Source organism: Enterococcus sp. DIV1767 (assembly GCF_050542585.1).
GTDB classification, from domain to species: domain Bacteria; phylum Bacillota; class Bacilli; order Lactobacillales; family Enterococcaceae; genus Enterococcus_D; species Enterococcus_D innesii.
This window is the reverse complement of record NZ_CP172936.1, coordinates 329,618-355,902: the sequence shown is the minus strand read 5'-3', so window position 1 is coordinate 355,902 and position 26,285 is coordinate 329,618. Positions and strand designations below refer to the sequence as shown.

Here is a 26,285-nt window from a genome sequence, read left to right as displayed (position 1 = left end):
CTAGTTCATCATGCCCCCTAAATATGGCCAACTATATCAGGAAAGTAATTCCCATCTCGATCATGCGCTTCAATTTAGATAGCTACTGATTTGTTCTTGAGTGTTACCCGATTTAAAGTTTCGGCGATCTCATTAACATCCATCTAGAACTTTTGAATTGGTTTACTTCTTTCAATAGTTCTTTCTCTATCAATTGCTTTGGTATGTTCTGTAAGATAAAATCCTCCCCATTTCACCATTCCTTTTTCAACTATTTTTCCTTTATTGGATCGATTAAATAAATGATCCACCATCCACAAAAGTGGTATAAATATGCTCATCCGCCACTGGTTCCCCTTGGATCGATTGTACGATTTTCTCAGCTGCCACCATGCCCCATCGATGTTTCGAATAGGAGATCGTCGCTAAGCGCGGCTGCACAAAAGCGCCTAGCTCCGTGTTATCAAACCCGATAATGCGAATTTCTTTCCCGATGCGAAAGTCGGTCTCACGAACATATTTGTAGACTCCGATTGCCATTTCATCATTGAAGGCAAAGATATCAATGGGAAACTGAGGATCATTTGCTAAGAGCTGTTTTGCTGCGCGATAGCCAGAAGGTTCCGTGAAGTCACCAGGAATCACTTCATAAGGAATACCAAAGCGCGTCAATTCTTTCGTACTAGCGTCTAGCCGCTCCCGACTGTCGTAGCCTTTTTCTGGCCCTGCTAAGAGAAACACTTTTTGGCTTTGTCCAGCGATCAAGCGATCGATCGCCAGCGCAGCCCCTCCTTTATTGTCCAACAAGACTTGATGGATGTTTTCATGAGACAAGACACGGTCTAACACGACGATTTGATGCCCTCGTTGGGCGTATTGCTCGATTTCCTTTGCTGGAAACGTCCAATCCAAAATGATGGCACCGTCCACCATCCGCTCAGGAATAAACAAGTGTGACTTCTTGCCGCTGCAGACGATCATTTCATAGCCGAAAAGTTCCAGCCCTTTCTTGATGCCATCTAGCAATTCCCCATAAAAACTTCCAGCATAATCGGCGAGATAAACACCGATGATGTTGGTTTGTCTGCGTTTCAGTGTGCGAGCAGCCATGTTCGGAACATAGTTCAATTCGTTTGCGATCGCTTGAATCCGCGCGCGGGTTTCCTCGGTCACTTTTGGACTGCCATTCAATGCATACGAAACGGTGGATATGGAGACACCCGCTTTTTGGGCAATATCTTTGATTCCTACCATGGCTTCTCCTTTCTTAACGATAAATATCGATCGTATTGGTGTGGTTTTCGTTTAGTTTGGCGCAAAGCGCTGCTTTCTTCAGGACAAACGCACCTTGACGGTAGCGATTTTCCGCAAACTCAGTGGATATTTCTTCCCCGTTGATCAATACTTTCGGCGTACTTGCCGAATGATAGACGATTTCGACTGGCCGATCAAAGAGTCGATATGTCAGAGTCAATCCTGCTAACTCCGCTGGCAAGACAGGATCAAGTTCAACATGATCAACAAAGGTACGAATGCCTAACACATTGCTGATCAACTGATTCATATAGATCCCCGGTCCACTAGAATAGATGCGCCAGCCGCCTTTGACGCCGACTGCTGCCTCCTTAAGTTTACCAAAATTTTCTTGGGCTTCAACCCTTGTTTTGAAATCGCCATCAGAACTGCTGAAATACGCATTTGCTTGACGGATCTCCGCGTTTTCAACCCGCTGAGCGATCTGGATCGGATTGATGACCCCAAGCGCTTGCCAAGTCTCTTCTTCGCGACCTAATTTCGCCATCGCTTCGGTAAAGCGAATGTGGGCGTGAACGTACTGCAAACCGATTTCTCGTCCAAAGTTGGCTGCTTGTTCTGCTCGCTTGAAATTGGTGCTGACACCACCCGCATAAGTCGCTGGACGATTCATCAAGCGCACCCCATCTGGAAATTGCAAATGCTCCTTGATGATCGCCACATGATGATCGGCTTGTTCGGGAGATAACAGCTCACCGATCATGCTTTGCTGCATCGGCAGCAAGCGGTATTGGATACCAGTTTTCTTGTCAGTCGGATGGACCATCAGTTCCACGTGCTCGCTATCTTCCATATAGACAAATCCTGGCAAAGTACCATCAGCTAACATGTATTTTTCAAAGTCGTGTTTGATGCCCGCAGACAGTTCTGTTAAATGTTTGGCATACTCGGGGTCAACTGACTGCAACTGGCTGGCTAATTTTTTCAATACTTCATAGGTCAAGGCAACGGTCCAGCTGCTGGCCATTTGTTTCTTCAACTTACTGTTATTTGGCTGCAAGGTGTCATCCCAATCGCCATCACCATAACAAGACAGGTACGTTCCTTCCAAGAAGTTCGCTTCGATATACGCCACTTCTTTTTTCAAATGATCAAACAACGAAGCTTTGGTCTTGGTTTTCAAGAAGGTTGCGCGATCCGTATAAGGCAGTTCTTTTTCCAAAATCGCGAAATCTTTAGTTTTTTCGAGATAGTCACTAACGACTTTCATTGGCCAGACGATCACATCTCCGTGGCTCTCATCGGCTTTTTGTTTCTCATAGCGATCAAACATAAACCATTGTGGCCAGTTGCCGTCATCTGCAAATTGATTTTCAAACAAATGCTCGATGATGGACGCCACCATCTCAGGACGATTAAGTGCTAAGAAATACTCAGTCGGTCCTTGGGAAACGTCTCGAGTCCCCCAAGCAGCACCACCGTACTGTTCAAGACCATGAGGAGACAAGTAATGAACAAGCATATTGTGGGTGTACCAACGTGCCAAGTGATTGAAGGATGCAACGTCTGCCTGCGAATGTTTCAATTCAAAGTGATTCAACAAATCATCGACAAAGGCCGTATAGGCAGTGTCTTCTTGCTGGCGATCTAACGTTTCGGAAACAAAGGGTTCACCAGTCAGTGTGCCTTGGATCACGAAGGAAACCGTCGCCTGTTCTGCAAAGGTCAATACGGTCGTGCTATCGTCGGCTGCCACATTGAAAATCGTTTCATCGGTCAGTTCAAAAGGTTGAGCCGCATGGAGATAATACGTCAATTCTGGATAAGTTTCCGCAATCGGTGAATCCGCTGTTCCTTTGATGGTGAGCAATTGTTGATCTTGCGAAATGGTAGCAGTCGGTGCAGCTTCATCGATCCCCATCACAAATTGATTAGTGATGGCCCAGGTGTAGGCACGACCTTGTTCACTAGTGATGGTCGTTGCAATCGTGCGTCCATTTGCTTTCGTGAAGGTCGTTACTTGAATGACATCATCGGCTGTTTTGTAGTACCACGTCGCCGAATTCAAGCCCATTTCAAAGGCAGATGGCATCGTTAAAATCCGCCATTGATCGCCGTCTTTCAAATAGATCCGCTGACCGGAACGTTTGAAAAGATTCAATGAGTTGCGGCTATTGCTCAACAATTTGTTCATGTTCGTATTGCCTAATACGATTTGGGAGTTAAACATCCCCGTCATGTAAACGGTCGTGCTCAAAATGGGTTGATCGACGATCAGATCTTGTCCGCTCATCAAAATATGTCCATGGGAGCGTTCCATCTGTGCTTCCTTTTCCTTCAACACGACATGATGATAGTCAGGGGTAAAAAAGGAATACAGCTGTTCGTCAACGATTTCCACTGCTTCTTGCTGAGGAAATCGCTCGTTGATTTCTTCTGAGGTAAATGTCAGCCCTGTGAGCGGTTGACCAAAGTTTTTTCGTGGCTGCGCCGTTGCTTGCAACGAGTCGAAGGACAAGGCTTGATACGTTTCTTTCAACGGTTCAAGTGCAAACTGCGGTTCATTGACTGCCGTCGCTTGATTGGCTTTGACCGCTGCGTAAAAAACGATTTCCGTCGGTGTCTCACTTACCGACAACCATTGCGTTTGCAGCGCCGTATAAGCAAATTCGTATTGATATACTTCATTGGCTAATGTTTCTTGGCTAAGTGCAGCTGGTTGATTCGTTGCTTTATAGCTGCGACCAAAAAATTGATAGCCATCCGTCGAGAAGCCTTTTAAGGCTTGGAAGCTGCCTTGTTCCACCAGTGGAAATTGACCATTTTGTGGTTGATTTTGACGCGAAGAAAGCACGATGTGATCCTTATCATGGCTAACATGATGGTCGATATATTGCGAAACATAGGCTTCATTGGATTGAACAGCCCCTTTGGCTGCATTACCAAGATCTTGTCCGTAAACCAGTTCCGCTTCCCCAGAACCACTCAATTGAACCCGCCAGAACCAGCAATCTTGGGCTAATTGGAAATCAACTTGGTAATTGATTGACTGGTACGTCCCAGTCCAGGTCAGCTGTTTGTCTGAGTAGACAAAGGCGCTGTCGGCATTTGAACCGATCAAGGGAATAAAGGACAATCCCCCCGCTTCACGCAATCGTAGATAGATTTGATTTAAACTGCCATCTAGCGCATTTCCGTTCAACTGATTGATCATCACACCGTGACTTTGGATCTCATATAAATCACCGTTTGGTAAAAACGTCACGGTCGTATTTTCATTATTCATCACTATTTTTTTCGTCATAGAAACCTTCCTATCTTACCTAACTAATTGCAGGGTTGTTTGTTGGGTGTCTCGGCTGTTCCCACCAATCATGATGTGGAATTTCCCTGGATCACTGCTTGCTTGTTGGTTGCTGTGAACATAGCGCAGCAGTTCTTCCGTGATCTCAAATTGAACGGTTGCTGATTCGCCAGCCTCTAGCCAAATTTTCTTAAAGCCTTTCAGTTCTTTCACTGGGCGAACCACTTCACCGACTAAATCGCGAATGTAGCATTGGACCGTTTCCCAGACCGCTGCCGTTCCTTGGTTCGTAACCGTGATGGAAGCTGTGACCGTTTGATCTTTGGTCATGGTCGGCTGATCCAACGTCACCGCAGAATACGCAACTGGGCTATAACTCAAGCCGAAGCCAAAGGGATATTTGGCATAATTGGAGACATCCAAATATTTTGAGACATATTTTTCATCCGGTGCACTTTCATAAGGACGACCGGTATTGTCAACGTTGTAATACACAGGAACTTGTCCAACGGTTTCTGGGAATGACATACTCAAGCGACCGCTTGGATTGTATTCTCCCCACAGGATCTGAGCAAGTGCGTTTCCGCCTTCGGTTCCAGGGAACCAAGCCTCGACGATCGCTTTGGCTGCATCAACCCCTTGCAAATCAAGAGGACGACCGTTATAAAGAGTTACGATCAATTGCTCGTTGTATTCTTTCAAGGTTTCAACCAAGGACAATTGGGCTTGCGGCAAGCGAATGTCGCTGCGACTGGCAGCTTCGCCGCTCATCCATTCCTGCTCTCCTAGCGCTAAGACCACTTTATCCGCTGCCTTCACTAATTCGATCGCTTCTTGGATCGCCGCTTCAGACGGTGCAAAATAATCAAAGGGCTCTTGACCGATCAACAGATCCGCACCCAAGGCTTGAGCACCCTCCACTAAAGTCACTACTTCTTCTTGTTTCCCTTGCCAAGACCAAGCCCCTAATAGATCACGGGAGTGAGCACCTGGGCCCACGATCGCCACTTTTTCGGTTTTCTGCAACGGCAAGACACCTTCATTTTTCAACAATACCATTGATTTCTTTGCGATATCGCTGGCGATCTCTCGGTGTTCTTGAGACAAAACAGTGGCTGCTTCAGCGGCTTCATCAGCGCCGCGGTATGGATTTTCAAATAGCCCCAGCTCATTTTTTAAGGTCAAGATTCTTAGCACCGCTTCATCGACTAAGGCTTCCTCAACGGTGCCTTCTGCGATCAGCTCTTTCAAGTTATCGGTGTAGCAAGTCGTCATCATCTCGATATCGACCCCAGCTTTGATGGCTAATTCAGCTGCATGTTTTTCATCCTCCGCTGCGCCATGAGCGATCACTTCTTTGATTGCAGCCCAGTCAGAGATCACAACGCCTTCAAATCCGAATTCTTCTCGCAAAACATCGCGGAAGAGCCAGCGATTGGCCGTTGCTGGAATGCCGTCTACCGTATTGAAGGAAGTCATCACCAGTTTGGCACCGGCATCAAGGGCTGCTTTATAGCCTGGCAAATAACTTTCTCGCAGTTGGCGCTCTGACATATTGACCGTGTTGTAATCGCGACCGCCGATAGCCGCACCGTAAGCCGCAAAATGTTTGACGCACGCAGCCACGCGGTTGAAATCCGTTCGCAGATCATCCCCTTGATAGCCTTTGACAAAGGCTTCAGCGAAGCGACTGTTCAAGTAAGGATCTTCCCCTGTCGATTCCATGACACGGCCCCATCGTGGGTCTCTTACTAAGTCCACCATCGGTGAAAAGGTCACATGCAAGCCAGAAACAGCTGCTTCTTTGGCAGATACTTCCGCCATCTTCTCCGCTGCTGCCAAATCCCATGAACTGCCTAATCCTAATGGAATCGGGAAAATCGTCCGAAAGCCGTGAATGATATCCGCCATCAATATCGTCGGGATATTCAAGCGGTTATTGGCGATATACTCTTTTTGGACGCGGATCGCTTCTTTCGCACCAGAAACACCTAGCGTTGTTCCCGCATTGTTGATGTTCTCTTGTGTCAGTCCTAAGTCGCCCATTGGGCCGGTTTTCTCTTCTGCTTTATCTGAATAAAAAGCCGCTGCCAGTTGCAGCAACTGATCGATTTTTTCATCTAAGGTCATTTCTGAAAGTAGTTCGGTTAATTTCTGCTGTTCCATTTTTATTCATCCTTTGCTTTCTTCAAATTGGACTTCTGCTTCTAAAGGGAAATGATCGGAGGGAAAACGACGATCACAAGAATCCGTTAGACAGGCGGTTTTGACCACCGTGAAGCCTTTCGTATAGATATAATCAATTTCTTCTAATTCTTGCCATGGTAACGTATAAATAAAATTTTGATAGGAGCCTTTGGGTCCGTGATGCGGCTTTTGCCCATGTTCTTTGGCATTTTGAAAATGCTGCTCTAAATACCGATGCACCCGCTCCGTTGGCCCCGCATTCAAGTCGCCCATTAGTAATACTGGATAACGTTCGATCTGATCTGCCAGTTGCTCAAAGATCACTTTCATCCCTTCAAAACGAGCCATTTCTGAAATATTATCTAAATGGGTCGTGATGACAAGAAACGGCGGATTCTTTTTTTCCTGCAAGACTGCCCAAACACATAAGCGTGAATACGCAGCTTCTGGATGAATACTTGGTTCAGTCGGTGTCAATGACAACCAAAACGAACCTGAAGCTAATAACTCGAAAGTCTCTTTTTGATAATACAGTCCGATGCCTTCGCCTAAGCCATCACCATCTCGTTCAGCCGTGACGGAAGCATACTGCGCTAGCTTTGCTAAATCTGCAAATTGACTAGGTCGGGCTTCTTGGATCGCCAGAACATCCCAGTCGTAGTAATCGATCAAGGAGCAGACCGCCTCCGATCGATAGTGCCATTGCCATTCTTGGTCATAGTCGGTATCGACTCGTAGATTGTAGGTTGCTACTTTCATCTTCATTCATTTCCTTTGAGTAATTTTGTGATTTGCTGCATTTCACGACGGATTTGTTTCGCTTCGCCGCCGCCATGCCCTTTATTTAAGTAAATACGCAATTCTTTCGGTCCAGGAATCTTTTTATAGGAAACGAAGAAATCTTCCATGGGACAGATCGGATCAGCACTGCCGACCGATGTATAAACAGGACCAGTTATTCGATGAGCAAAATACTTCAAATCAAAATAACTCATGACTTGATAGATCGTTTCCCGCGTTTCTGGAAATTGTTCGATATACTCTTGGATCACCTGGTAACTTCCTGTTTTCTGTTCGATCCGATGGACAAGATTGGAGTGGCTTGGCACATCGGCAAACGTCGCAAAAATCGGGACGTTCGTTAGTGCGTTGACCAATAAGGCGATGCCGCCTCCTTGTGAGCCGCCTCTTAAAATAATGCGCTGCGGATCGATTTCCGGTATCTGTTGAAGGACTTCTAGTGTGCGCAGACTATCTGCGACCAATCGCTTCATATAAAAATCTTCTTTTTTCAAGATGCCGCGTCCAAAAGGTGCTTCATGCTGCGTGGTTTCATAAGGAACTTGATCTTGCGTGCGTCCCCCTTGTCCGCGATTGTCGATGACAAGACAGCCACAGCCGATCAATAACCAATGAGCGAATTGGAACGGTTCTTGCACATGATTCATATAGCCTAAAAAATCAATCACGATTGGACAATCTGCCGCTTGTTCTGGCAGCAGCAGATGCCCATAGATCGTTTCATTACCAAGGCTTTGAAAAGAAATCGTAAAACAATCGATCCCTTTCAGCAAAGGTGCTTGTTTGGTTCTTTCAAAGGCTAGCGGAAGGGCGTCAAGTTCTTGTTGGACCGAAGCCCAAAAACAGGATCGATCGGTCACTGTGGATTCAGTCATTTGTCTCTTCCCCCTTCGCTAATACTTTATTGAAAAACAACACTTGGACAAAGGCTGAGCCTGAGATCCCTAAACAAACAAATAAGAATAGGTTCACTTTGCTGCACAATACAAAAACAATGATTGGGATCACCAGTAAAATGATCGCATTCGCCGTACTGCTAAGAACTGCATACGCGGTTTCTTTCGCTGTTTCTTGCAATGATTGCGTAAACAAGCTGTACAAGAGGACGAACACGACAAGATACAGCGCAGCCAAGCTGACGAAGATCACAGCTAAAACGCCAAAGTAAGGTGTAATCATCATCAAGGAATAGATCAAGCCGGCAAAGACTGCGACATACGCAATAACAAGACCTTCTAAGAAGAGCCCACGTTTGAGGTTGCTTAAGAATGCTTGCTTGTATCGTTGCCAAATCGGGACATCCCGTTCCTTGTACAATTGATCGATCGTCTGATACAGCGCGATCAATGCTGGTCCTGCGAGAATCAGCGTCATTGCTGGAATCATAAAGAGAAAACTAACAATGATCATATCTGCTAGAAAAGCAAAGACCCGATAGTACCATCCTTCATAAGAAAATAGTCGATTCATTATGATCCTCCAATCAAAACTTGCTGATTTGTGCTGTGAGTGCTGCGTAAACTTGTTTCTTGCCTTCTTGTGATTTTGGGTCGTTTCTCAACGTACAGTTTTCTGGGTTGTAGGTCTCACTCAGTGTGCCAATCGCAGTGATTCTTTGTATGGACATTACGCTCCCTGCGGTCGCCTAGTACTTTTCATCATCTGCTCATCTCCGCTTTCGCTTCGCCTACAGTTGCACTAAGCAAAATACACTAAGTGCAGCTTGCATGTCTCACTACGTGAGCCAATCGCAGTGATTCTTTGTACGGTCACTACGCTCCCTGCGGTCGCCTAGTACTTTGAAACATCAGATTTTGCGCAAAGTGCGCGCAAAACCTGTGTTTCAAAGCAAAGGAGAGGAAAGGTCTTTTTTTTGGCTTCCTTTCCTCTCCTATGGGGGTTATTTTAGTCGTTCGCGGTTTTCGGCCATTTTTTCAGTTTTAATGTCTTTGATTGCATCCCAGTTGTTTGAATCTAAGAAGCTTTCAAAGTCGGTTAGTGTGCTGTCAAATGTTCCTTCATCTTTTGAACGGATCAATGAGATGATCGTGCTGTTGATTTTGGTTTTGATGGCTGTGTTTGAACGTGCTTCAGCAGTTCCGGCATCTGGATCCGTATTTTCGATCACAAAGTGTGGATACAATTTGCCTTCACCCCATTCTTGCATTTGAGTCAACGCATTTTCGGTTTTGACTTTCAGTGCATTGACACGGTCATTGTTAAAGTAGTTGAAACGGCTGATACCATATTTTTTGTTGTAGCCTTCGTTGTCGGTTTGTTCCATTTCTTTGATTTCTGGCAAGTAATCGATTTTGCCTTCATCGTTGTATTCATACGTCACGCCTTCAACACCGAATTTTGTCAAAATTTGTCCTGGTTCATCGATCAAGTACGTGAAGAGTTGGGTTACTTTTGCTGGATCCGCCGCATCTTTTGTGATGTAGTTGATCAACCAGCCAGAGATTCCTGTTTGGTTCAAGGTTGCTTCACGACCAGACGTGCTGGCAGGGCCATCGATTGCGATGTAGCGTGTGTCAGAGTTTTTCATGAATTCAGTGAAGTTCCCACCTTGTCCGCTCGTTCCTGCGACTAAGATCGTTGCATAGTCCCCTTGTTTTACTTTTTCATCATAGGTTGGGCCGTCATCAGTAAAGCTGTCATCACTGATGTTGCCGTCACGATACACTTGATTGAAGGTTTTCAACCATGAGATATATTCTTCATCTAAGTTACGGTCGTAGAAAGCACCATTTTCATCTTCTAATGGAACACCTAAGAAATCTTGCAATTTATCTAAGAATGGTCCTGCTGTTTCGCCGATCGTTGTGAAGCCCATTGGTGTCAAATCAGGGAATTTCTCGCTGATTTCTTTCATGACTTTCACATAGTTTTCTGGAGTCGAAACATCTGGTTTGCCTAATGCTTCATAGACATCTTCACGGATCACAAAGTTGTCATTGACGGGAATATTGCCGCTTTCGTAGTCCGCTGCAGTGTTGGAATAGTTCGGATAGCCATAAGTTTTGCCATCATCTAAAGCAAACCATTTGAAGGTATCTTCGGTCACGACATTCATCAAATACGGATCGTATTGTTCCGCTAAATCGTTTAATGAGTATGCCCAGCTATCAGCTTTTGTGGCTGCTTGACTGGTTTTATCCATCAACGTCACGATATCAGGCATATCACCACTTGAAATCAAGGCATTTAATTTCGAATCATCCCCTGAAATAAATTCAATATCAATGTTCAAATCTTTTTTGATTTGGGCTGTCGTCACATCTTCACCAAATGGCAAAGCCGTCCAGTCTGAATTGATGTACCATGTGATCTTGGTTGGTTCTTCTTTGGTATCGAGTTTCCATGCTGGTGTCTTTTCATCTAACTCATACCGATCTTTGATAGAAAAATCCGAACTGCTAGCATTGTCTGAGCTGCCGCCACATGCTGCTAAGCTGAGTAATGCTGATGCTGCCAATAAACCGCCTACTACTTTTTTCATGTCTATCCCTCTTTCTATTCTTTTACTGCACCGGCCATCATACCGCCGATAAAGTGTTTTTGAAGCAATGGATATATAATTAAAATTGGCACTGTCGTGATGACGATCGTAGCCAACTGAACCCCACGGGTCGTTGCTTGGACGATAAAGTCAGTACTACCGCTTTCAGTCATCGTACTCAAGTTGGATTGGACGATGATTTCATAAATCTTCATTTGCAGCGGATAGAGATACTCTTTTGTGATATACAGTTTTGTCGTCATAAAATCATTCCATTGGCCAACCCCGTTGAACAAGATGATGGTTGCCAATGCCGGTTTCGTTAATGGTAAGAAGATTTTATAGAAGATTTGGAATTCACTTGCACCGTCTATCTTCGCCGATTCTTCGAGTGAAGGCGGAATCTCACGGAAAAAGTTCATTAAAATCACGACATCATAATAGCTGAACAAAGCTGGAATAATGTAGACCCAGAAAGAATCCAGTAATCCTAGCGAGCGAATCAGCAAGTACGTTGGAATCATCCCACCACTGAAGTACATGGTGATGACCCCCATCGTTGTATAGATGTTGCGGCCAACCAAGCGTGATTTACTCAATCCGTAAGCCACGATCGCACAAAACAAGGTATGGGTCGCAGCCCCAAGAACCGTTTTTAACACTGAGATCAAGAAGGCACGAGGGATACTTGCATCGGAAAAAACTTTCCGATAGTTTTCCCAGGTAAAGCCTTTTGGCCATAACACGAGGCCGTTGCCCGCTAATCCAGAACTAGAAGACACGGAGGAAACCAAGATATTCCAAATCGGTACGATGATCATCAATGAGAATAAAATCAAGATCACGGTATTGAAGAAGTAAAACCATGTGTTTTCTTTTGCTTTTCTTTTGATCATGTTTTTTCCTCCTATAAGATAACTGAATTGCCGTTGTTCAACTTGCGGGTCACTCGATCCGTGATCACCAATAAGATGACGGAAATGACCGCGATCCCCAAGCCGACAGCAGTTGCATAAGAGAAATCACCTTGCGTCAACCCCATTTTATAAACAAAGGAGTTGATGACTTCTGAACGGTTTTGGTTCTGTGAATTCATCAAAACTAATGTTTGATCTAGGTTTGACCCTAAGATACCGCTCACATTCAGAATCAAGTTTAAGGAGATGATCGGTGTCAGTAAAGGCAATGTGATCGAACGAATTTGTCTTAGCTTGCTGGCACCATCGATTCGTGCGGCTTCATAAAACGTTGGATCGATCCGCGACATCCCTGCCAAGTAAAGGATCGTTCCCCAGCCGACTTCTTTCCATAGATCAGAAAGGACCGCGATCCACCAATATTTGCTTGGATCCAATAGATGATTGACCCCTTTGTCCATCAATCCTACAGACATCAGCACTTGGTTGATAAAGCCGTTCGTTGACAGCCAAGAAATCATCATCCCACCTAGCACGATCCATGAGAAAAAATGGGGAATGTATGAAACCGTTTGAATAAATTTCTTCAAGCGGCCATCTTGCATTTCAAAAATCATAATGGCTAACACAATCGGGATCGCAAAACCTAAACCTAATTTCAATAAGCTGATGGCTAACGTATTTCTAACCGCTTCCCAGAAAAAACTGTCATTCATAATGATACGGAAATTCTCTAACCCGACCCATGGTGCTGATGAAATCGTGTCAATCACCGTATAGTTTTTGAAAGCGATTATAATTCCGTAGATCGGAATATAATTAAATACGATCATAAATGCCACGCCGGGAAAAACCATCCAGTGAAGCTGCCGTTGACTATAAAACTTTTGCAGTTTACTCATACACAAAATCTCCTTCTTTCTATCCTCGCAACACTACGTATATCTCCACACTTTGGTGAAACGTTTCTACAAAAAGATTATATCCGCTGCCAATCGAAAATGCAAGCCTTTCCAATTATTTTTTTCAGCTTTTCTTTTTTCACAAATTTCGTTGGGTTCCTCACAAATAAAAAAGCTTTCATATCAGCTTTTTCAGAAGAAATCATTTTTACAAACATTTCCTTTTAATCAAATTTCACAAATATTGTATTTTTTCAACATCGATTAATTCACAGAAATCATTAAAAAACAAAAAGAAACGTTTCACCAAAAACACAAAAAAGCAGCAACCATCGCTGATTGCTGCTTCGTTCTATTCACTTCTTTGCGGATAACCAAAATGGTCATAGGCTAACGGCGTTGCGATCCGCCCACGCGAGGTGCGTTTCAAAAATCCTTTTTGGATCAAAAACGGTTCGTACATATCTTCCACTGTTTCGGTTTCTTCCCCGATATTGACAGCGATCGTACTTAATCCCACCGGGCCGCCTTGGTACAATTCGATCATCGTGCGGATCAATTTCTGATCGATATAATCCAAGCCAGCATGATCGACTGCCAAAAGCGCCAATGCCTGGTCAGCAACGGTGCGATCGATCAAGCCATCTGCTTGCACTTGCGCATAATCGCGAACTCGTTTAAGCAACCGGTTGGCGATCCGCGGGGTGCCTCGGGACCGGCGGGCGATTTCGATCGCCCCTTCTTCCACGATATCCGTTTCAAAGATCGACGCAGTCCGCTGCACGATCTCTTTTAAATCATGGTCTTCATAATATTGCATATGAGAAATGATCCCGAAGCGATCCCGTAGTGGCGCCGAGAGCATCCCCGCCCGCGTCGTTGCGCCGACTAAGGTAAATGGCGGGAGCGGAAAATGAACTGGGTGAGCCGTTGTCCCTTGCCCCACCATGATGTCCACATAAAAATCTTCCATTGCCGAATAAAGCATTTCTTCGGCGACACGAGGCAAGCGATGGATCTCATCGATAAACAGAACATCCCCCGGCTGCAGCTCATTCAAGATCGCAATCAAATCCCCTGGTTTTTCGATCGCAGGACCGCTGGTCGTCTTGATTTGGACCTGCATCTCGTTGGCGATCACCATTGCCATCGTTGTTTTCCCTAAGCCTGGCGGACCATATAGGAGGACATGATCCAACGCTTCTTCTCGATTTTTCGCCGCTTGGATATAAATCGAAAGCTCCTGCTTGACTTTGTCTTGTCCGATATATTGGGCAAGGGTTTGCGGACGCAAGGATTTTTCGATGATCTCTTCTTGTTCAGTGCTTTCTGGCGAAACAATTCGTTCATCCATCGTCTACTTGCTCCTTACTTTTTCATCATCAATCGGAGAGCTTCCCGCAAGTACTCATCCGTCGATTTTGTGGTATTCGCCGCTAATTGTTTTTCGGCTTTCTTGACTTCTTTTTCGCTATAACCCAATGCTTTCAAGGCTTCCATCGCTTCATCTAAAGCAGTCGTTGCTACGCTTAGAGGAACGATCGCTTCTTCTCCAACCAGTTCAGCCACTTTGCCTTTCAAGTCTAGGATCATTTGCTGCGCCGTCTTTTTACCGACACCTGGGAACTTAGTCAAATAGTTGACGTCCCCATTTTCGACTGCCGTGATCAACCCTGTATGGTCTTCATTGGCCATGATTGCTAATGCACTCTTTGGTCCAATACCTGAGACACTGATCAATTTTAAAAACAACTGCTTGCCTTCGATCGTGGCAAAGCCGTAGAGACTATGAGCATCTTCACGAATCACTTGGTGCAGATAGATTTTTACTTCTTGGTTCAACTTGCCGCTAAATGAATACGGATTGCCAAAAGCGATCTGATAGCCGATGCCATGGGTCTCAACGACGATATACGCCGGAAAGATATCCGTTACTTTTCCTATGATATATTCGTACATGTGCTTTCCTTTCTGTACATATGTTCCCTTTATTGTAGCACAGACGAGAGGGCAAAAAAAGGACTGTGAACGAAGGAAAAGGCTTAGCAGGAAACAAACGGAGGAAAAACCGTTGTTTCAGTCGCATTTTTTCAAACGAGACATGCTGCTGCGTCTTTTTTTCGCACACAGTTCCTAATACTTACTCAACGAGTGATTTGAATTCGCCATAGCCTTTTTCATCCATTTCTGCTAAAGGGATGAACTTCAATGCTGCCGAGTTGATACAATAGCGCAAACCGCCTTTGTCCTGAGGACCGTCTGAAAAAACATGTCCTAAATGAGAGTCAGCTTCTTTGCTGCGGACTTCTACTCGATGCATGCCGTGAGAAAAATCGGCTTTTTCTTGAATATCTTGGCGACTGATCGGCTTCGAAAAGGACGGCCAGCCACAACCAGCGTCATATTTATCAGTAGAAGCAAACAATGGTTCTCCGCTGACGATATCAACATAGATCCCTTTTTCATAAAAATCATCATACTCGCCAGTAAAGGGGCGTTCGGTTGCATTTTCTTGGGTCACCGCATATTCGATCGGCGACAATTTTTCTTTTAATTCTTTTTTATCTGTCATTTTTTCACCTGCTTTTCCTCTAGACTCATCCTGTATGCTCTATCATGCCTTTTTTCTTAGCGAATGTAAAATGACTTGCTCAAATTATTTAAGGGTTTTGTAGCTTTTCCCAACGAGTCGTTGGTTCCGCAAAATGGTAAAACTGCGGTTGGTCTTTTATATAGATTTCTTCGGTTAAGACAGCTTCTGGCAAGTTGCCAAATAACCCAGCCGCAAAAAAATAGGTGTGTGTTTCTTTGAGGTAAAAGAACAGACTCGAGCCGCATTGACTGCAAAATCCTCGCTGTGCCCACTCAGAAGAATCGTAACGTCGCAGCCACTTCGCTCCTTGAAGAGCCATCTGGTCCTCAGCGCATGGCGCAAGAGCAACCATTGGTCCGCCGTGAAATTTCTGGCAGAGACTACAATGACAAACCGTGATTTCTTTCGCAACTCCCGTCAAGTTGATCGTGACTTTGCCGCAAAGACAACTACCAGAAACATCCATCCTTATTCCTCCTTCGTAAACTCTTGCAACAACTGATAGACCGTAGCGACAGGAAACCCTACGATTGTATAAAAATCGCCGCTTATCGATGAGACAAATACTTTGGCCGCCCCTTGGATCCCATAGGCGCCCGCTTTGTCTTGGTACTCATCTAAGACAAGATACTTGTCGATCTCTTGATCCGTCAAAGGACGAAACACAACTTCCGTCGAAACCACTGCTTGGCGTTGCTGTTTGCCTTTTTGCAAAACGACGGCGGTATGCACCCAATGGGTCCGTCCGCTCATTTTTCGCAACATCGACCGAGCATCTTTACGGTCTACTGGCTTTCCTAAGATTTCTTCATCCACCACGACCGTCGTATCGCTCGCAATCACCAGATCTTCAGGATATGCTTGCGCAATAGCCGCCGCTTTTTCTGCTGCCATCCGTTGGACATAAGGGATCGCCGCTTCGTTCGGTCGGACCGACTCGTCGATATCCGCTGGTATGACCGCAAATTCCGGGACTAACTCCGCTAATAATTCTTTGCGCCGCGGCGACTGTGAAGCCAAAATAATCATTCCATGCCACTCCTTGCTCGATGAGGATCTTGAATTCGTTTGAACATCCGCTCCATGTCGCTGTTGGTGAAATGGATCAGCACCGGACGGCCATGGGGACAGTTGAAGGGATTCTCGCATTTCGCTAAATCTTGCAACAAGATTCGCGCTTGTGCTTCATTCAAATAGTGATTGGCTTTGATGGATCGTTTGCAGCTCATCATGATCGCGGTTGCTTCACGAAACTTTTTGACACTGACACTTCCTGTCGTCAATAACATATCGATCATTTCGCGGATGATGGCTTCTTCTTCACCGCTAGGATACCACGTCGGGTGCGCCCGGACGATGAAACTATTGGTCCCAAAAGATTCCAGATGGATCCCGACTTCTGCCAGCTTGTCACTTTGTTCCTGCAATTGCAGTGCATCGCTGTTGGGATAATCCAAAACGATCGGCACTAACAATTCTTGCAGATCATTGGTCACTTCGCCGATTTTTTCGCGGTAATACTCATATTTGATTCGTTCTTGTGCCGCATGCTGGTCGACGATATATAGCCCCGCCTCGCTTTGGGCAAACAAATAAGTCCCATGCATCTGCCCAAAATAATCCAGTTGGGGAAAACGCTCCTTCGCTGGTTCTTCTTCCAGCAACCGTTCGACCGTTTTCAGGTAGTTGCGGTCATCCCCATGCATTTCCGGGTGAAGAGTCGCTTGACTTTGCAGATCTTGCGCCGTAAGCTCTGGCGTCTCATCTGGAAGAAAGGCAGGCGCTTCTGGCAGCGGCGCTTTTGTTTCCGTCTGTTCTTCCACAAATGGTTTTCGGACAGGCTTATTTGGCAACGTCTCTTCCAAACTGCGAAAGGTTTCCTCAGTTTCTTCCAACAAGTTTTCGCTAGATTCCTGTGGCATTTCTGGAAGTTTTCCACCTTCCTCCACAGGTTTTTCCACAGAGTTATCCACAGTCTGTTGATAAGTACTGCCCTGCACCTCAAATTTCCCGGTTTCGCGATTATAAGACAACCCAGAAGTCGAATTTCCTGCTGACTCCAGTTCCAAGCCAAGCTGCTGGGCTTTTGGCTGATCGGCAACTTTTTTCTTAAAACGCAGATTGTCAGCCGCGTTAGGAATCAAATTGATTTCCCTCAGCGCCTCATTGATGGCTTTACTGATTAGTTTGGTCAGTTCTTCTTCTTTTGACAAACGAACTTCTTGCTTAGTCGGATGAACATTAACATCGACTAACAAGGGGTCCATTTTGATTTCAAGAACAGCTAATGGAAAACGACCGACCATCAATTTTGACCCGTAACCAGCAACGATCGCTTTATTCAAAGCAAAGTTGCGAATATAACGACCATTGATGATCGTGGATAAATAGTTGCGGCTAGCTCGGGTGACTTCTGGCAGTGACACAAAGCCAGTGACTTTAAAGTCGAGGTCCTCAGTATCGATCGCGATCATTTTTTTGGCGGTTTCCACTCCGTAGATCCCGGCGATGGTTTGTTTTAACTGCCCACTTCCAGTGGTGCTCAACATCTTATTGCCTTCATGAACGAGACGAAAAGCCACTTCTGGATGGCTCAGAGCGATCCGATTGACGATATCGCCGATATTTGCTAGTTCCGTTTGCAGCGTCTTGACATATTTCAAGCGTGCCGGTGTATTGTAAAAGAGGTTTTCGACAGTGATCTTGGTTCCTTGCCGCAAGTTGGCAGGCAAATGCTCTTCAACAGCGCCGCCTTTTAAGCGCACAAAGGAGCCTTGTTGGGCGCCTTTGACTGCCGTTTCAATCGAGAGGATTGAAACCGAAGCGATACTAGGCAAAGCTTCCCCGCGAAACCCGAGGGTACGTATTCGAAACAAGTCATCCCGATTGTGGATTTTACTGGTGGCGTGGCGTTTAAAGGCAGTCAAGACATCCTCTTCTGCAATTCCTTCGCCGTTATCGATGACTTGGATTTTACGCAAGCCCGCTTCTTCAATAAAAATATCGATTTGGGTACTGCCGGCATCCACGGCATTTTCAACTAATTCTTTGACGACAGAAGCCGGTCGCTCAACGACTTCTCCTGCCGCGATTTGGTTCGCCAGACGTTCGGATAACTCTTGGATCTTTCCCATCTGCTGACCTTCTTTCTAAATTCGTTTTTGCAGCTCGTACAATGTATTCAGAGCATCCATCGGGGTCATTTCCAACAGATTCAATTTCTTCAATTGATCGATAACGCCGATTTCTTCCGTAGATACTTCGCTAAACAACGACAACTGCTGACTTTCTTCGACGACTGGTTTTGGTTGTACCGTCGGTTCATGTTCTTCCAGCGCTTTTAAGATCGTGGCTGCGCGCTGTAAGAGTGCACTTGGCAGTCCAGCGATTTTGGCTACATGGATCCCATAGCTTTTATCTGCGGGCCCTTCCATCATCTTATGCAAGAAGACGACTTCGCCTTCTTTTTCAACGGCACCAACATGGACATTACGCAAGTGTGCCAATTCCTCATCTAAAACCGTCAGCTCATGATAATGGGTGGAGAAAAGTGTTTTGGCATGAACTTCTTTGTGGATATATTCAATGATGGCTTGTGCCAATGCCATCCCATCATAGGTAGCAGTCCCACGCCCTAACTCATCAAACAAAATCAAGCTGTTAGGCGTTGCATGACGCAGCGCTTGGTTGGCTTCCATCATCTCCACCATAAACGTACTTTGACCGGCGATCAGATCATCGCTGGCACCGATGCGAGTAAAAATCCGATCGAAAATCGGCATCTCTGCAGATTGTGCCGGTACGAAGCAGCCAATCTGCGCCATAATGACTAGCAAGGCAAACTGCCGCATGTACGTACTTTTCCCAGACATATTTGGTCCTGTGATCAACAAGATCTCTGTTTCTTCATCCATCACGATACTATTCGGAATGTACTCTTGGTGACCAAGGACTTTTTCCACTACAGGATGACGGCCGTCGATGATCGATACCGCACGTTTTTTCGCTACTGTCGGCCGCACGTATTGGTAGCGTTCCGAAACCGTGGCGAAACTTTGTAAGACATCGACCGCACTGACGGCTTTGGCTAACTTTTGTAGACGGGTGATACTCTTTTTCACTTCTTCACGAACGTCAAGAAACAGGCGGTATTCCAAATCCACCGATTTCTCTTCGGCTTCTAAAATCAAAGTCTCCAGTTTTTTCAACTCGGGTGAAATAAAGCGTTCCGCATTGGCTAACGTTTGCTTGCGCTCGTAGCGAGAGGTATCTAAATTCACTAGATTGGCTTTCGTGATCTCAATGTAATAGCCAAAGACGCGGTTGAACCCAACTTTCAGGTTTTTGACTCCTGTCGCTTGGCGTTCGTTGGCTTCTAATTCCGCCAGCCATTGCTTGCCGTTACGCATCGCCGTACGATATTCATCTAATTGTTGATGGAACCCGTCTTTGATGATGTTGCCTTCTGTGATCTGCAACGGGGCATCTTCATCGATCGCCGCTTCGATCAGTGCAACCAAATCATCTAAGGGCGTTAATTCCAGCAGCAAGTCATTCCACTCGCCACGGTTGATCCCTTGCAGCAATTGCGCGATCAAAGGCACTTGCTCCAAAGAAGATTTCAACTGCAGCAAATCGCGGCCATTGACATTTCCGAAGGCGACCCGTCCGACTAAGCGTTCCATGTCATAGACTTTCGTCAACGCTTCTTGCAGATCCGCTCGCTCAAAGAAACTGTCCAGTAACGATTGGACCATTTCTTGGCGGGCAGTGATTTTCTTTGGCTGGATCAAGGGACGATCCAACCATTGCTTTAACAAACGGCCACCCATTGCGGTTTTTGTCTCGTCCAACAACCACAAAAGAGTCCCTTGTTTTTTGCCGGTTCGAATCGACTGCGTCAATTCTAAGTTGAATTTGGAATAATGATCCATTTTCAAGGCATGATCCGGCTGATATTCAACGGCTTGCTGAATATGCGCTAAACTGCGTTTTTGGGTGATCGCCAAATAACTTAGCAACTTCCCTGTGACTACTTTTTCTAACTCTTGGGAGAGAGGTTCTGTTAAAAATTGAAATTCAGCATTTTCTTCCAACGTTTCTTGCTTAGAAAACACGACATTCAAGCGATTGGTCAGTGTTGTTCGCAATGATTCAGGGATCTCGCTGCACAAAACGACTTCTTTCGTTTGCAGAGCGGCTGCCTCGTTGACGACGGCTTCTTCATCTTCCAATTGCGCTGCTTTTAATTCACCGGTACTTAGATCGACATAGGCAAAGCCAAAACGCTCCCCTTGCTGCAAAACAGCTGTCAAAAAGTTGTTTTCTTTGGCGGATAGGCCTTTACTGTCCATCACCGTTCCCGGCGTGATCAGTTGAACGACTTCGCGTTTGACCATTCCTTTGGTGGTTTTTGGATCTTCCACTTGCTCACAAATCGCTACTTTGTAGCCTTGCTCGATCAAGGTGTCGATGTAATTGCTGGCGGCGTGGTAAGGCACCCCACACATAGGGATCGGTTCCTCCGCATTTTTGTTGCGGCTGGTTAACGTCAGTTCTAAAATTTGTGCTGCCTTGACAGCATCCTCATTAAATAATTCATAGAAATCCCCTAAACGATAGAATAAAAAAGCATCTTGGTACTGAGCCTTGATGCTTAAATACTGTTCCATCATCGGGGTATTTTTAGTTTTTTGAGGCATTGGTTTCATCCTCCTCGATGGCTTTATTCATTTTCTTTTGGATCTCCGTCGTGACATATTGCAGCAATTCATCTGCTTGCAGTAACGCTTGACGATAAGCAACCACTAAAGGATGCTGCTCGTATTCGTTTGTCAATGACGCATAACGCTGCTCGGCAGCTTTTTTTGCTTCGGGTTTCTCATAATGCTCAAATTGAACGATCTCTTTTTGCGCTTGCTTCAGCGCTTCTTCCAGCTCCAATAGCCCTTGGTTTTGCAAGGCTCGTGCTTGGATTTCTTGAAATTCTTGAACGATCGGATGATCAGACAAGAGCTTTTGCAAAGCAGCCAGCTCTTGGACAACGTGTGGTTCTTTGACTAATTGCTCTTCCATGCTTCTCCTATTCTGTAAACGGGCGATCTTCACTGATTTGGATCGGACGGATCGATTTTGCTTTACCAGTGGCTTCATCAATCTCAAGCAAGCAAGCCGACAAAATACTGCGGCCTTTTTCAATCACTTCAAATCGTTGCGGCAACGCCGTCAAAAATTTCTCAATGACTGGTTCGCGTTTCATTCCCAAGATTCCATCATAAGGACCAGTCATACCGACATCTGACAAATAAGCCGTTCCTTGGGGCAAAATCCGCGCATCATTGGTCTGGACATGGGTATGCGTGCCGACGACTGCCGAAACACGGCCATCCAAATACCAGCCCATCGCTTGTTTTTCGCTGGTGGTTTCCCCATGAAAATCCACAAAGATAAACGGTGTACGTTTGCGGGCAATCGCAACCAGTTCATCCATTTTGCGAAACGGATCATCAAGGTCGACCATGAACGAGCGAGCTTGCATGTTGATCACCGCCAATTCAATGGTGTTGACTTTCACAAATACCATGCCGACGCCCGGTGTTCCTTCTGGAAAATTGGCTGGACGAATCATTTTCTTCGCATCGCCAATAAATTCAAAAATGTCACGGTTGTCCCATGTATGATTGCCTAATGTCACGACATCGACACCATCTTGCAAAAATTTCTTATAGATTTTTCCAGTGATCCCACGACCCGCCGCCGCATTCTCGCCGTTCGCAATCGTCACCTGTGGTCGATACACCTTTTTTAATTTTGGAAGGTACTCCGTGATCGTTTCTCTTCCTAATGAACCAACTACATCTCCAATGAATAATACCCGCACACATTTTTCCTCTTCTCTTTTAGCTTCTTTTCTATTATAAGGGTTTTGGTCCAGAAAAAAAAGGTTCTTTCACTTGCGGTTCTTCCCTGCAACAAAACAAAAAAACACGCTAGACTCTTTCGCATGGGTCTAGCGTGTCGCTCGATTCTCTTAGGAAACAGTGGTGTCCTCTTGTCCTACATGTTCCACGATCGCCACGATCAAATCACGGGCTTTTTCCATCGCTTCAACGGTAATAAATTCATACTGGCCATGGAAGTTTTCACCACCGACAAATAAGTTCGGTGTTGGAATGCCTTTATAGGTGATTTTCGAGCCATCGGTCCCGCCACGAAACGGCGCTTCGATTGGCGTCACACCAATCGCTTGCATCCCTGCTCGGGCAGCTTCGATACTGCGGGGATCTTTCTTGATCAAATCCCCCATGTTGTAATATTGATCATACAGCGTATAGGTGATACGTTCTTGCCCATAAACTGTGTTCAATTCGTCAATGATTCCCACGATGTTGGCTTTTCGCTGTTCAAAAAGCGCATGGTCATGATCACGAATGATATAAGAAACTTCTGCTCGACCAATATGTCCCGTCAAATTGTGCAGTAGGTAAAAACCTTCATACCCACGAGTGCGTTCAGGAACTTCCTCTGCTGGTAATGCATCGTCGATTTGATGCGCGATTTTCAAAGCGTTGACCAAACGACCATAGGCAGTCCCAGGATGCACACTCGTACCATCGATTGTTATATCAATACGAGCAGCATTAAAGGTTTCATATTCCATATGCCCCACACGACCACTGTCCATCGTGTAAGCAAATGCCACTGGAAAATCCGCCGCATCAAAGCGATCAGCGCCAGTCCCAATCTCTTCATCAGGACCAAAAGCAACCCAGACATCGCCACGTTTATGCGCATCCATCGTTTGTAGGATGCGCAGTGCGTCAATGATCTCTGCGATACCAGCTTTATCATCTGCCCCCAGCAGGGTCGTTCCATCCGTTGTGATCAACGTTTCGCCGATATAGTCTTTGAGGTTCGGAAATTCAGCAGTTGTCATATAAATGGCTTTTTCTTTATTTAAACAAACATCCTTGCCATCGTAATTTTCATGGATCTGCGGCTGAATATTTTCAGCTTCGAAATCTGCCGTATCTACATGGGCAATAAAGCCAATCGCCGTTTTTTCAGGATTACCAGGTAGACGTCCGATCACAAAACTATTCTTTTCATAGTAAGCAACATCCGCTACCCCCATCTCGATCAACTGATCTTTCAATAAAAGAGCCAACTCAACTTGTCCCGGCGTCGTTGGGATGCTCTGACTCGTCGCGTCCGAGCGAGTATTCATTTTTGCATAGGTCAAAAAATCCTTTAAGATTGCTTTCAATTCTGCACGTCCTTTTTCTTCAATTATTTTGTTCTCCCTATAACGACAAGGGTCGATTGTCCGTTTCGTGGATCACTTGTCGAAAATCAGCAAAGCCAGCTGCTAACCCGCGCAGCAAGATTTCTGCCGTTCCCATATTGGTGGCTAAAGGAATCTCGTATACATCCGACAAGCGAATCAATGCCGTTACATCTGGTTCATGGGGTTGTGCGGCTAAAGGATCGCGCAAAAAAATCACCATGTCCAAGTCATCTTGCGAAATCATGGCGCCAATTTGCTGATCTCCTCCCAGCGGTCCTGATTTGTAGCGGTGGACAGGCAACTGGGTTGCTTCTTCAATTCTCTTTCCCGTAGTTCCTGTTGCAAAAAGTTCGTGCTGCGCTAAAATTTCTCGATAGGCAGTCACTAATTTTACCATTACATCCTTTTTTCGATCATGAGCAATCAATGCGATTTTCATTTGCTGCATTCCCCCTTTTTTTCTATTGTACCAATTTATTTTCTTTGCGACCGAGAAAAAACAGAAAAAACATAGCACAGATGCCGCAAACCGGCTGTGCTATGTCTAAAGGATTCCTTTTAAATCAATTGTAATTCTTTTAAGGCTAACCAGATGCCATCTTCATCATTGCTAGCGGTCACCATATCTGCGACTTGTTGGATCTCAGAGACCGCATTGCCCATGGCCACACCGACACCTGCGGCGGTCAGCATCTCACGATCGTTTTGGCCATCACCAAAGCAGATCACATCTTCTTGCGCTATCCCTAATTGTTCCGCGACACACAGGATCGTTGCTGCTTTGGAGCCTTCTTTTGGAACGACATCCACACTGTTTTCATGCCAACGCACAAAACGCAGTTTGCTGTATTTCTCGTCAAAGAAATGCTCATACTCTTTTCCGTAAAAAGCCAATGCTTGATAGACTTCTTTTTCTTCGGGAAAATCCATGTCCAACTCAGGAAGTTGGGCACCAAAGGAATGCATCGCTGCTTCCATTTTAGCAATATCCAACGAAGACGCTCGTTTCGCTGTATCCATCCCGACAAATGCCGTGTCAATCCCAAGCTCTTGGGCTTCTGCCACGAAAGCAGCCAATTGCGTTTCATCGAGTAAGTTTTTATATACCTGCTGATGCGAAAGAAAAGCAGCTGCCCCATTACATAAAATGTAATTATCAAAGGACAACGAACGAATAATATCTTGGGCGTGGAAACGACTGCGCCCAGTGGCAACGGTCACGAAATGGCCGGCATCTCGCAGAAGGTCAAGGGCTTTTAGCGTACTGTCTAGTGGCTGTTTGTTCGAGTCAAGCAAGGTTCCATCAATATCAAAGGCAAAGAATTTCCGATTCATAAAAGGTTAAGGCTCGCTTTCTATTAAGAAGTAACTAAGATTTTGGTCTTGGTTGCGGTCATTTTTACAAAAAACAGCAAGAAAAACCGTACATACTTATTCTTAACACAAATAGGCGCTGATTTCAACGCTCCGTTAAGGGATGATAGCTTCTTCCTGGAGAAATGTTAGAGAAAAGAAAAAAAGAAGCATCGCTGCTTCTTTTTATAGGTTCTGATTAGTCGACATAGGTCGATTTTGAGTTATTCAACCATGCATAGCCAAGTCCCATGACCAAGCCACCGCCGATATAGTTGCCGATAAAGGCAAAGACTAAATTATGGATCACACTGCCGACAGTCATACCTGCCAAGTGTCCGCCTGAAGCCCAGAAAGCTAAAGTAAATGCTGGGAAGTTAGCAATAACGTGTTCAAAGCCTAAGAAAGCAAAGATAAAGATGATGAAAATGATGGCCGCTATTTTTCCGGCGTCATCTTTCATCCGCATACTTACTAACACGGCTGTGTTTACTACGATATTGGCAAACATCGCTTCTACTAAAATTTGGATAGTGGATTTTTCTAATTTCGCAGTGATCGAGGTCAGCATAAAGTTATCTGCTGTCAGTCCTTGGAACGGACCTGTCAGCGCAACGATCGAGCCAAAGATCACGCCGCCGATCAAGTTGAATAAGACGCACGTAAACAAAATTTTCAATGCCAAAGGAATACTTAGACGTTTCCGGTAAACCCCAACAGTCATATATAACATATTCGATGTTCCTAATTCTGCGTTCATATAAAGAATCATGACTAAAGACCAGCTAAACATAAATGCATACAAAATTTTTCCTAACCCGTGAACCATCGATTCACCTTTCATAGCGATCGCAAAAGCAATAGCTGTTCCGAGGGTCAAGAATAAACAAGCCATCATCGCACGTACAGCGTAACGCAAATAACTACTCTTGATCAGATCGATTTTCTTTTCTATGGAAGAATCGATCTTCTCAAATAATGGGGATACTGGATTCATTTTTTCTACTCCTTTTATGAATAATTTCACTTCGTTATCATTTGCACAATACTTTCATATTCTAATGACGAAAAGCTGTTTTGTAAAGAGATATTTGAAAATATAAGTAATTAATGAAAAATTTCAAGATTTGTTTTCATCAAATCCAAAGTCAGTTCCATCTTGACTTTTGCCCCTAGTTTGTCGTATACTATTCCTTGTGTAAAATA

23 protein-coding genes are annotated in these 26,285 nt (G+C 45.1%); all 23 read right to left on the bottom strand.

The window, feature by feature from the left end; translation table 11 throughout:
- Positions 1-273 precede the first annotated feature (273 nt).
- Complete coding sequence (locus tag IGI78_RS01750) at positions 274-1,233, bottom strand: LacI family DNA-binding transcriptional regulator (protein WP_096742134.1); 960 nt, start codon at positions 1,231-1,233, stop codon at positions 274-276.
- Between the two features lie 13 nt (positions 1,234-1,246).
- Positions 1,247-4,537, bottom strand: coding sequence for a GH36-type glycosyl hydrolase domain-containing protein (locus IGI78_RS01745; RefSeq protein WP_195265421.1), 3,291 nt, complete (start codon positions 4,535-4,537; stop codon positions 1,247-1,249).
- Positions 4,538-4,552: 15 nt separating this feature from the next.
- Entirely contained in the window at positions 4,553-6,703 is a 2,151-nt protein-coding gene (locus IGI78_RS01740) for a glycoside hydrolase family 3 N-terminal domain-containing protein (protein ID WP_140965131.1), read from the bottom strand.
- 6 nt (positions 6,704-6,709) lie between these two features.
- Positions 6,710-7,489 (bottom strand): endonuclease/exonuclease/phosphatase family protein, encoded by a 780-nt coding sequence (locus IGI78_RS01735; RefSeq protein WP_430618235.1) that lies wholly within the window; start codon positions 7,487-7,489, stop codon positions 6,710-6,712.
- Positions 7,486-8,400, bottom strand: a complete 915-nt coding sequence (locus IGI78_RS01730) for an acetylxylan esterase (RefSeq protein WP_195265423.1) — start codon at positions 8,398-8,400, stop codon at positions 7,486-7,488. The genes IGI78_RS01735 and IGI78_RS01730 overlap by 4 nt, the downstream gene beginning before the upstream one ends.
- Complete coding sequence (locus IGI78_RS01725; protein WP_195265425.1) at positions 8,393-8,995, bottom strand: DUF624 domain-containing protein; 603 nt, start codon at positions 8,993-8,995, stop codon at positions 8,393-8,395. Before IGI78_RS01725 ends, IGI78_RS01730 begins: the two co-directional genes overlap by 8 nt.
- Before the next feature lie 13 nt (positions 8,996-9,008).
- Positions 9,009-9,152 (bottom strand): hypothetical protein, encoded by a 144-nt coding sequence (locus IGI78_RS01720; RefSeq protein ID WP_195265427.1) that lies wholly within the window; start codon positions 9,150-9,152, stop codon positions 9,009-9,011.
- A gap of 273 nt (positions 9,153-9,425) precedes the next feature.
- Complete coding sequence (locus IGI78_RS01715) at positions 9,426-11,027, bottom strand: sugar ABC transporter substrate-binding protein (protein WP_195265430.1); 1,602 nt, start codon at positions 11,025-11,027, stop codon at positions 9,426-9,428.
- A gap of 14 nt (positions 11,028-11,041) precedes the next feature.
- The gene (locus IGI78_RS01710) at positions 11,042-11,923 is read right to left on the bottom strand and encodes a carbohydrate ABC transporter permease (protein ID WP_005227173.1); all 882 of its coding nucleotides are present in this window, start codon (positions 11,921-11,923) and stop codon (positions 11,042-11,044) included.
- 11 nt (positions 11,924-11,934) lie between these two features.
- The gene (locus IGI78_RS01705; RefSeq protein ID WP_005232388.1) at positions 11,935-12,846 is read right to left on the bottom strand and encodes an ABC transporter permease; all 912 of its coding nucleotides are present in this window, start codon (positions 12,844-12,846) and stop codon (positions 11,935-11,937) included.
- 352 nt (positions 12,847-13,198) lie between these two features.
- A complete protein-coding gene (gene ruvB, locus IGI78_RS01700) occupies positions 13,199-14,200 on the bottom strand; it encodes a Holliday junction branch migration DNA helicase RuvB (RefSeq protein ID WP_005227171.1) in 1,002 nt (333 codons plus the stop codon).
- 14 nt (positions 14,201-14,214) lie between these two features.
- The gene (gene ruvA, locus IGI78_RS01695) at positions 14,215-14,805 is read right to left on the bottom strand and encodes a Holliday junction branch migration protein RuvA (protein WP_005232405.1); all 591 of its coding nucleotides are present in this window, start codon (positions 14,803-14,805) and stop codon (positions 14,215-14,217) included.
- Between the two features lie 181 nt (positions 14,806-14,986).
- Positions 14,987-15,418, bottom strand: a complete 432-nt coding sequence (msrB, locus tag IGI78_RS01690) for a peptide-methionine (R)-S-oxide reductase MsrB (protein WP_195265432.1) — start codon at positions 15,416-15,418, stop codon at positions 14,987-14,989.
- An 88-nt stretch (positions 15,419-15,506) separates the two neighbouring features.
- Positions 15,507-15,905 (bottom strand): GFA family protein, encoded by a 399-nt coding sequence (locus IGI78_RS01685; RefSeq protein WP_195265434.1) that lies wholly within the window; start codon positions 15,903-15,905, stop codon positions 15,507-15,509.
- A gap of 2 nt (positions 15,906-15,907) precedes the next feature.
- Positions 15,908-16,468 (bottom strand): Maf family protein, encoded by a 561-nt coding sequence (locus IGI78_RS01680; RefSeq protein WP_195265436.1) that lies wholly within the window; start codon positions 16,466-16,468, stop codon positions 15,908-15,910.
- Complete coding sequence (mutL, locus tag IGI78_RS01675; RefSeq protein ID WP_096742127.1) at positions 16,465-18,573, bottom strand: DNA mismatch repair endonuclease MutL; 2,109 nt, start codon at positions 18,571-18,573, stop codon at positions 16,465-16,467. Before mutL ends, IGI78_RS01680 begins: the two co-directional genes overlap by 4 nt.
- 15 nt (positions 18,574-18,588) lie before the next feature.
- Positions 18,589-21,141, bottom strand: coding sequence for a DNA mismatch repair protein MutS (mutS, locus tag IGI78_RS01670; RefSeq protein WP_096742126.1), 2,553 nt, complete (start codon positions 21,139-21,141; stop codon positions 18,589-18,591).
- A complete protein-coding gene (locus IGI78_RS01665) occupies positions 21,125-21,514 on the bottom strand; it encodes a YlbF family regulator (protein ID WP_142424756.1) in 390 nt (129 codons plus the stop codon). Before IGI78_RS01665 ends, mutS begins: the two co-directional genes overlap by 17 nt.
- A 7-nt stretch (positions 21,515-21,521) precedes the next feature.
- Positions 21,522-22,319, bottom strand: a complete 798-nt coding sequence (locus IGI78_RS01660; protein WP_005227163.1) for a TIGR00282 family metallophosphoesterase — start codon at positions 22,317-22,319, stop codon at positions 21,522-21,524.
- Positions 22,320-22,469: 150 nt separating this feature from the next.
- Entirely contained in the window at positions 22,470-23,705 is a 1,236-nt protein-coding gene (pepT, locus tag IGI78_RS01655) for a peptidase T (RefSeq protein ID WP_220426291.1), read from the bottom strand.
- 37 nt (positions 23,706-23,742) lie between these two features.
- On the bottom strand, positions 23,743-24,165 hold the full coding sequence (locus IGI78_RS01650; RefSeq protein ID WP_008376307.1) for a methylglyoxal synthase: 423 nt from the start codon (positions 24,163-24,165) through the stop codon (positions 23,743-23,745).
- 119 nt (positions 24,166-24,284) lie between these two features.
- Positions 24,285-25,061, bottom strand: coding sequence for a Cof-type HAD-IIB family hydrolase (locus IGI78_RS01645; protein WP_081118860.1), 777 nt, complete (start codon positions 25,059-25,061; stop codon positions 24,285-24,287).
- A gap of 217 nt (positions 25,062-25,278) precedes the next feature.
- Positions 25,279-26,076 (bottom strand): formate/nitrite transporter family protein, encoded by a 798-nt coding sequence (locus IGI78_RS01640; protein WP_077453877.1) that lies wholly within the window; start codon positions 26,074-26,076, stop codon positions 25,279-25,281.
- Positions 26,077-26,285 lie beyond the last annotated feature (209 nt).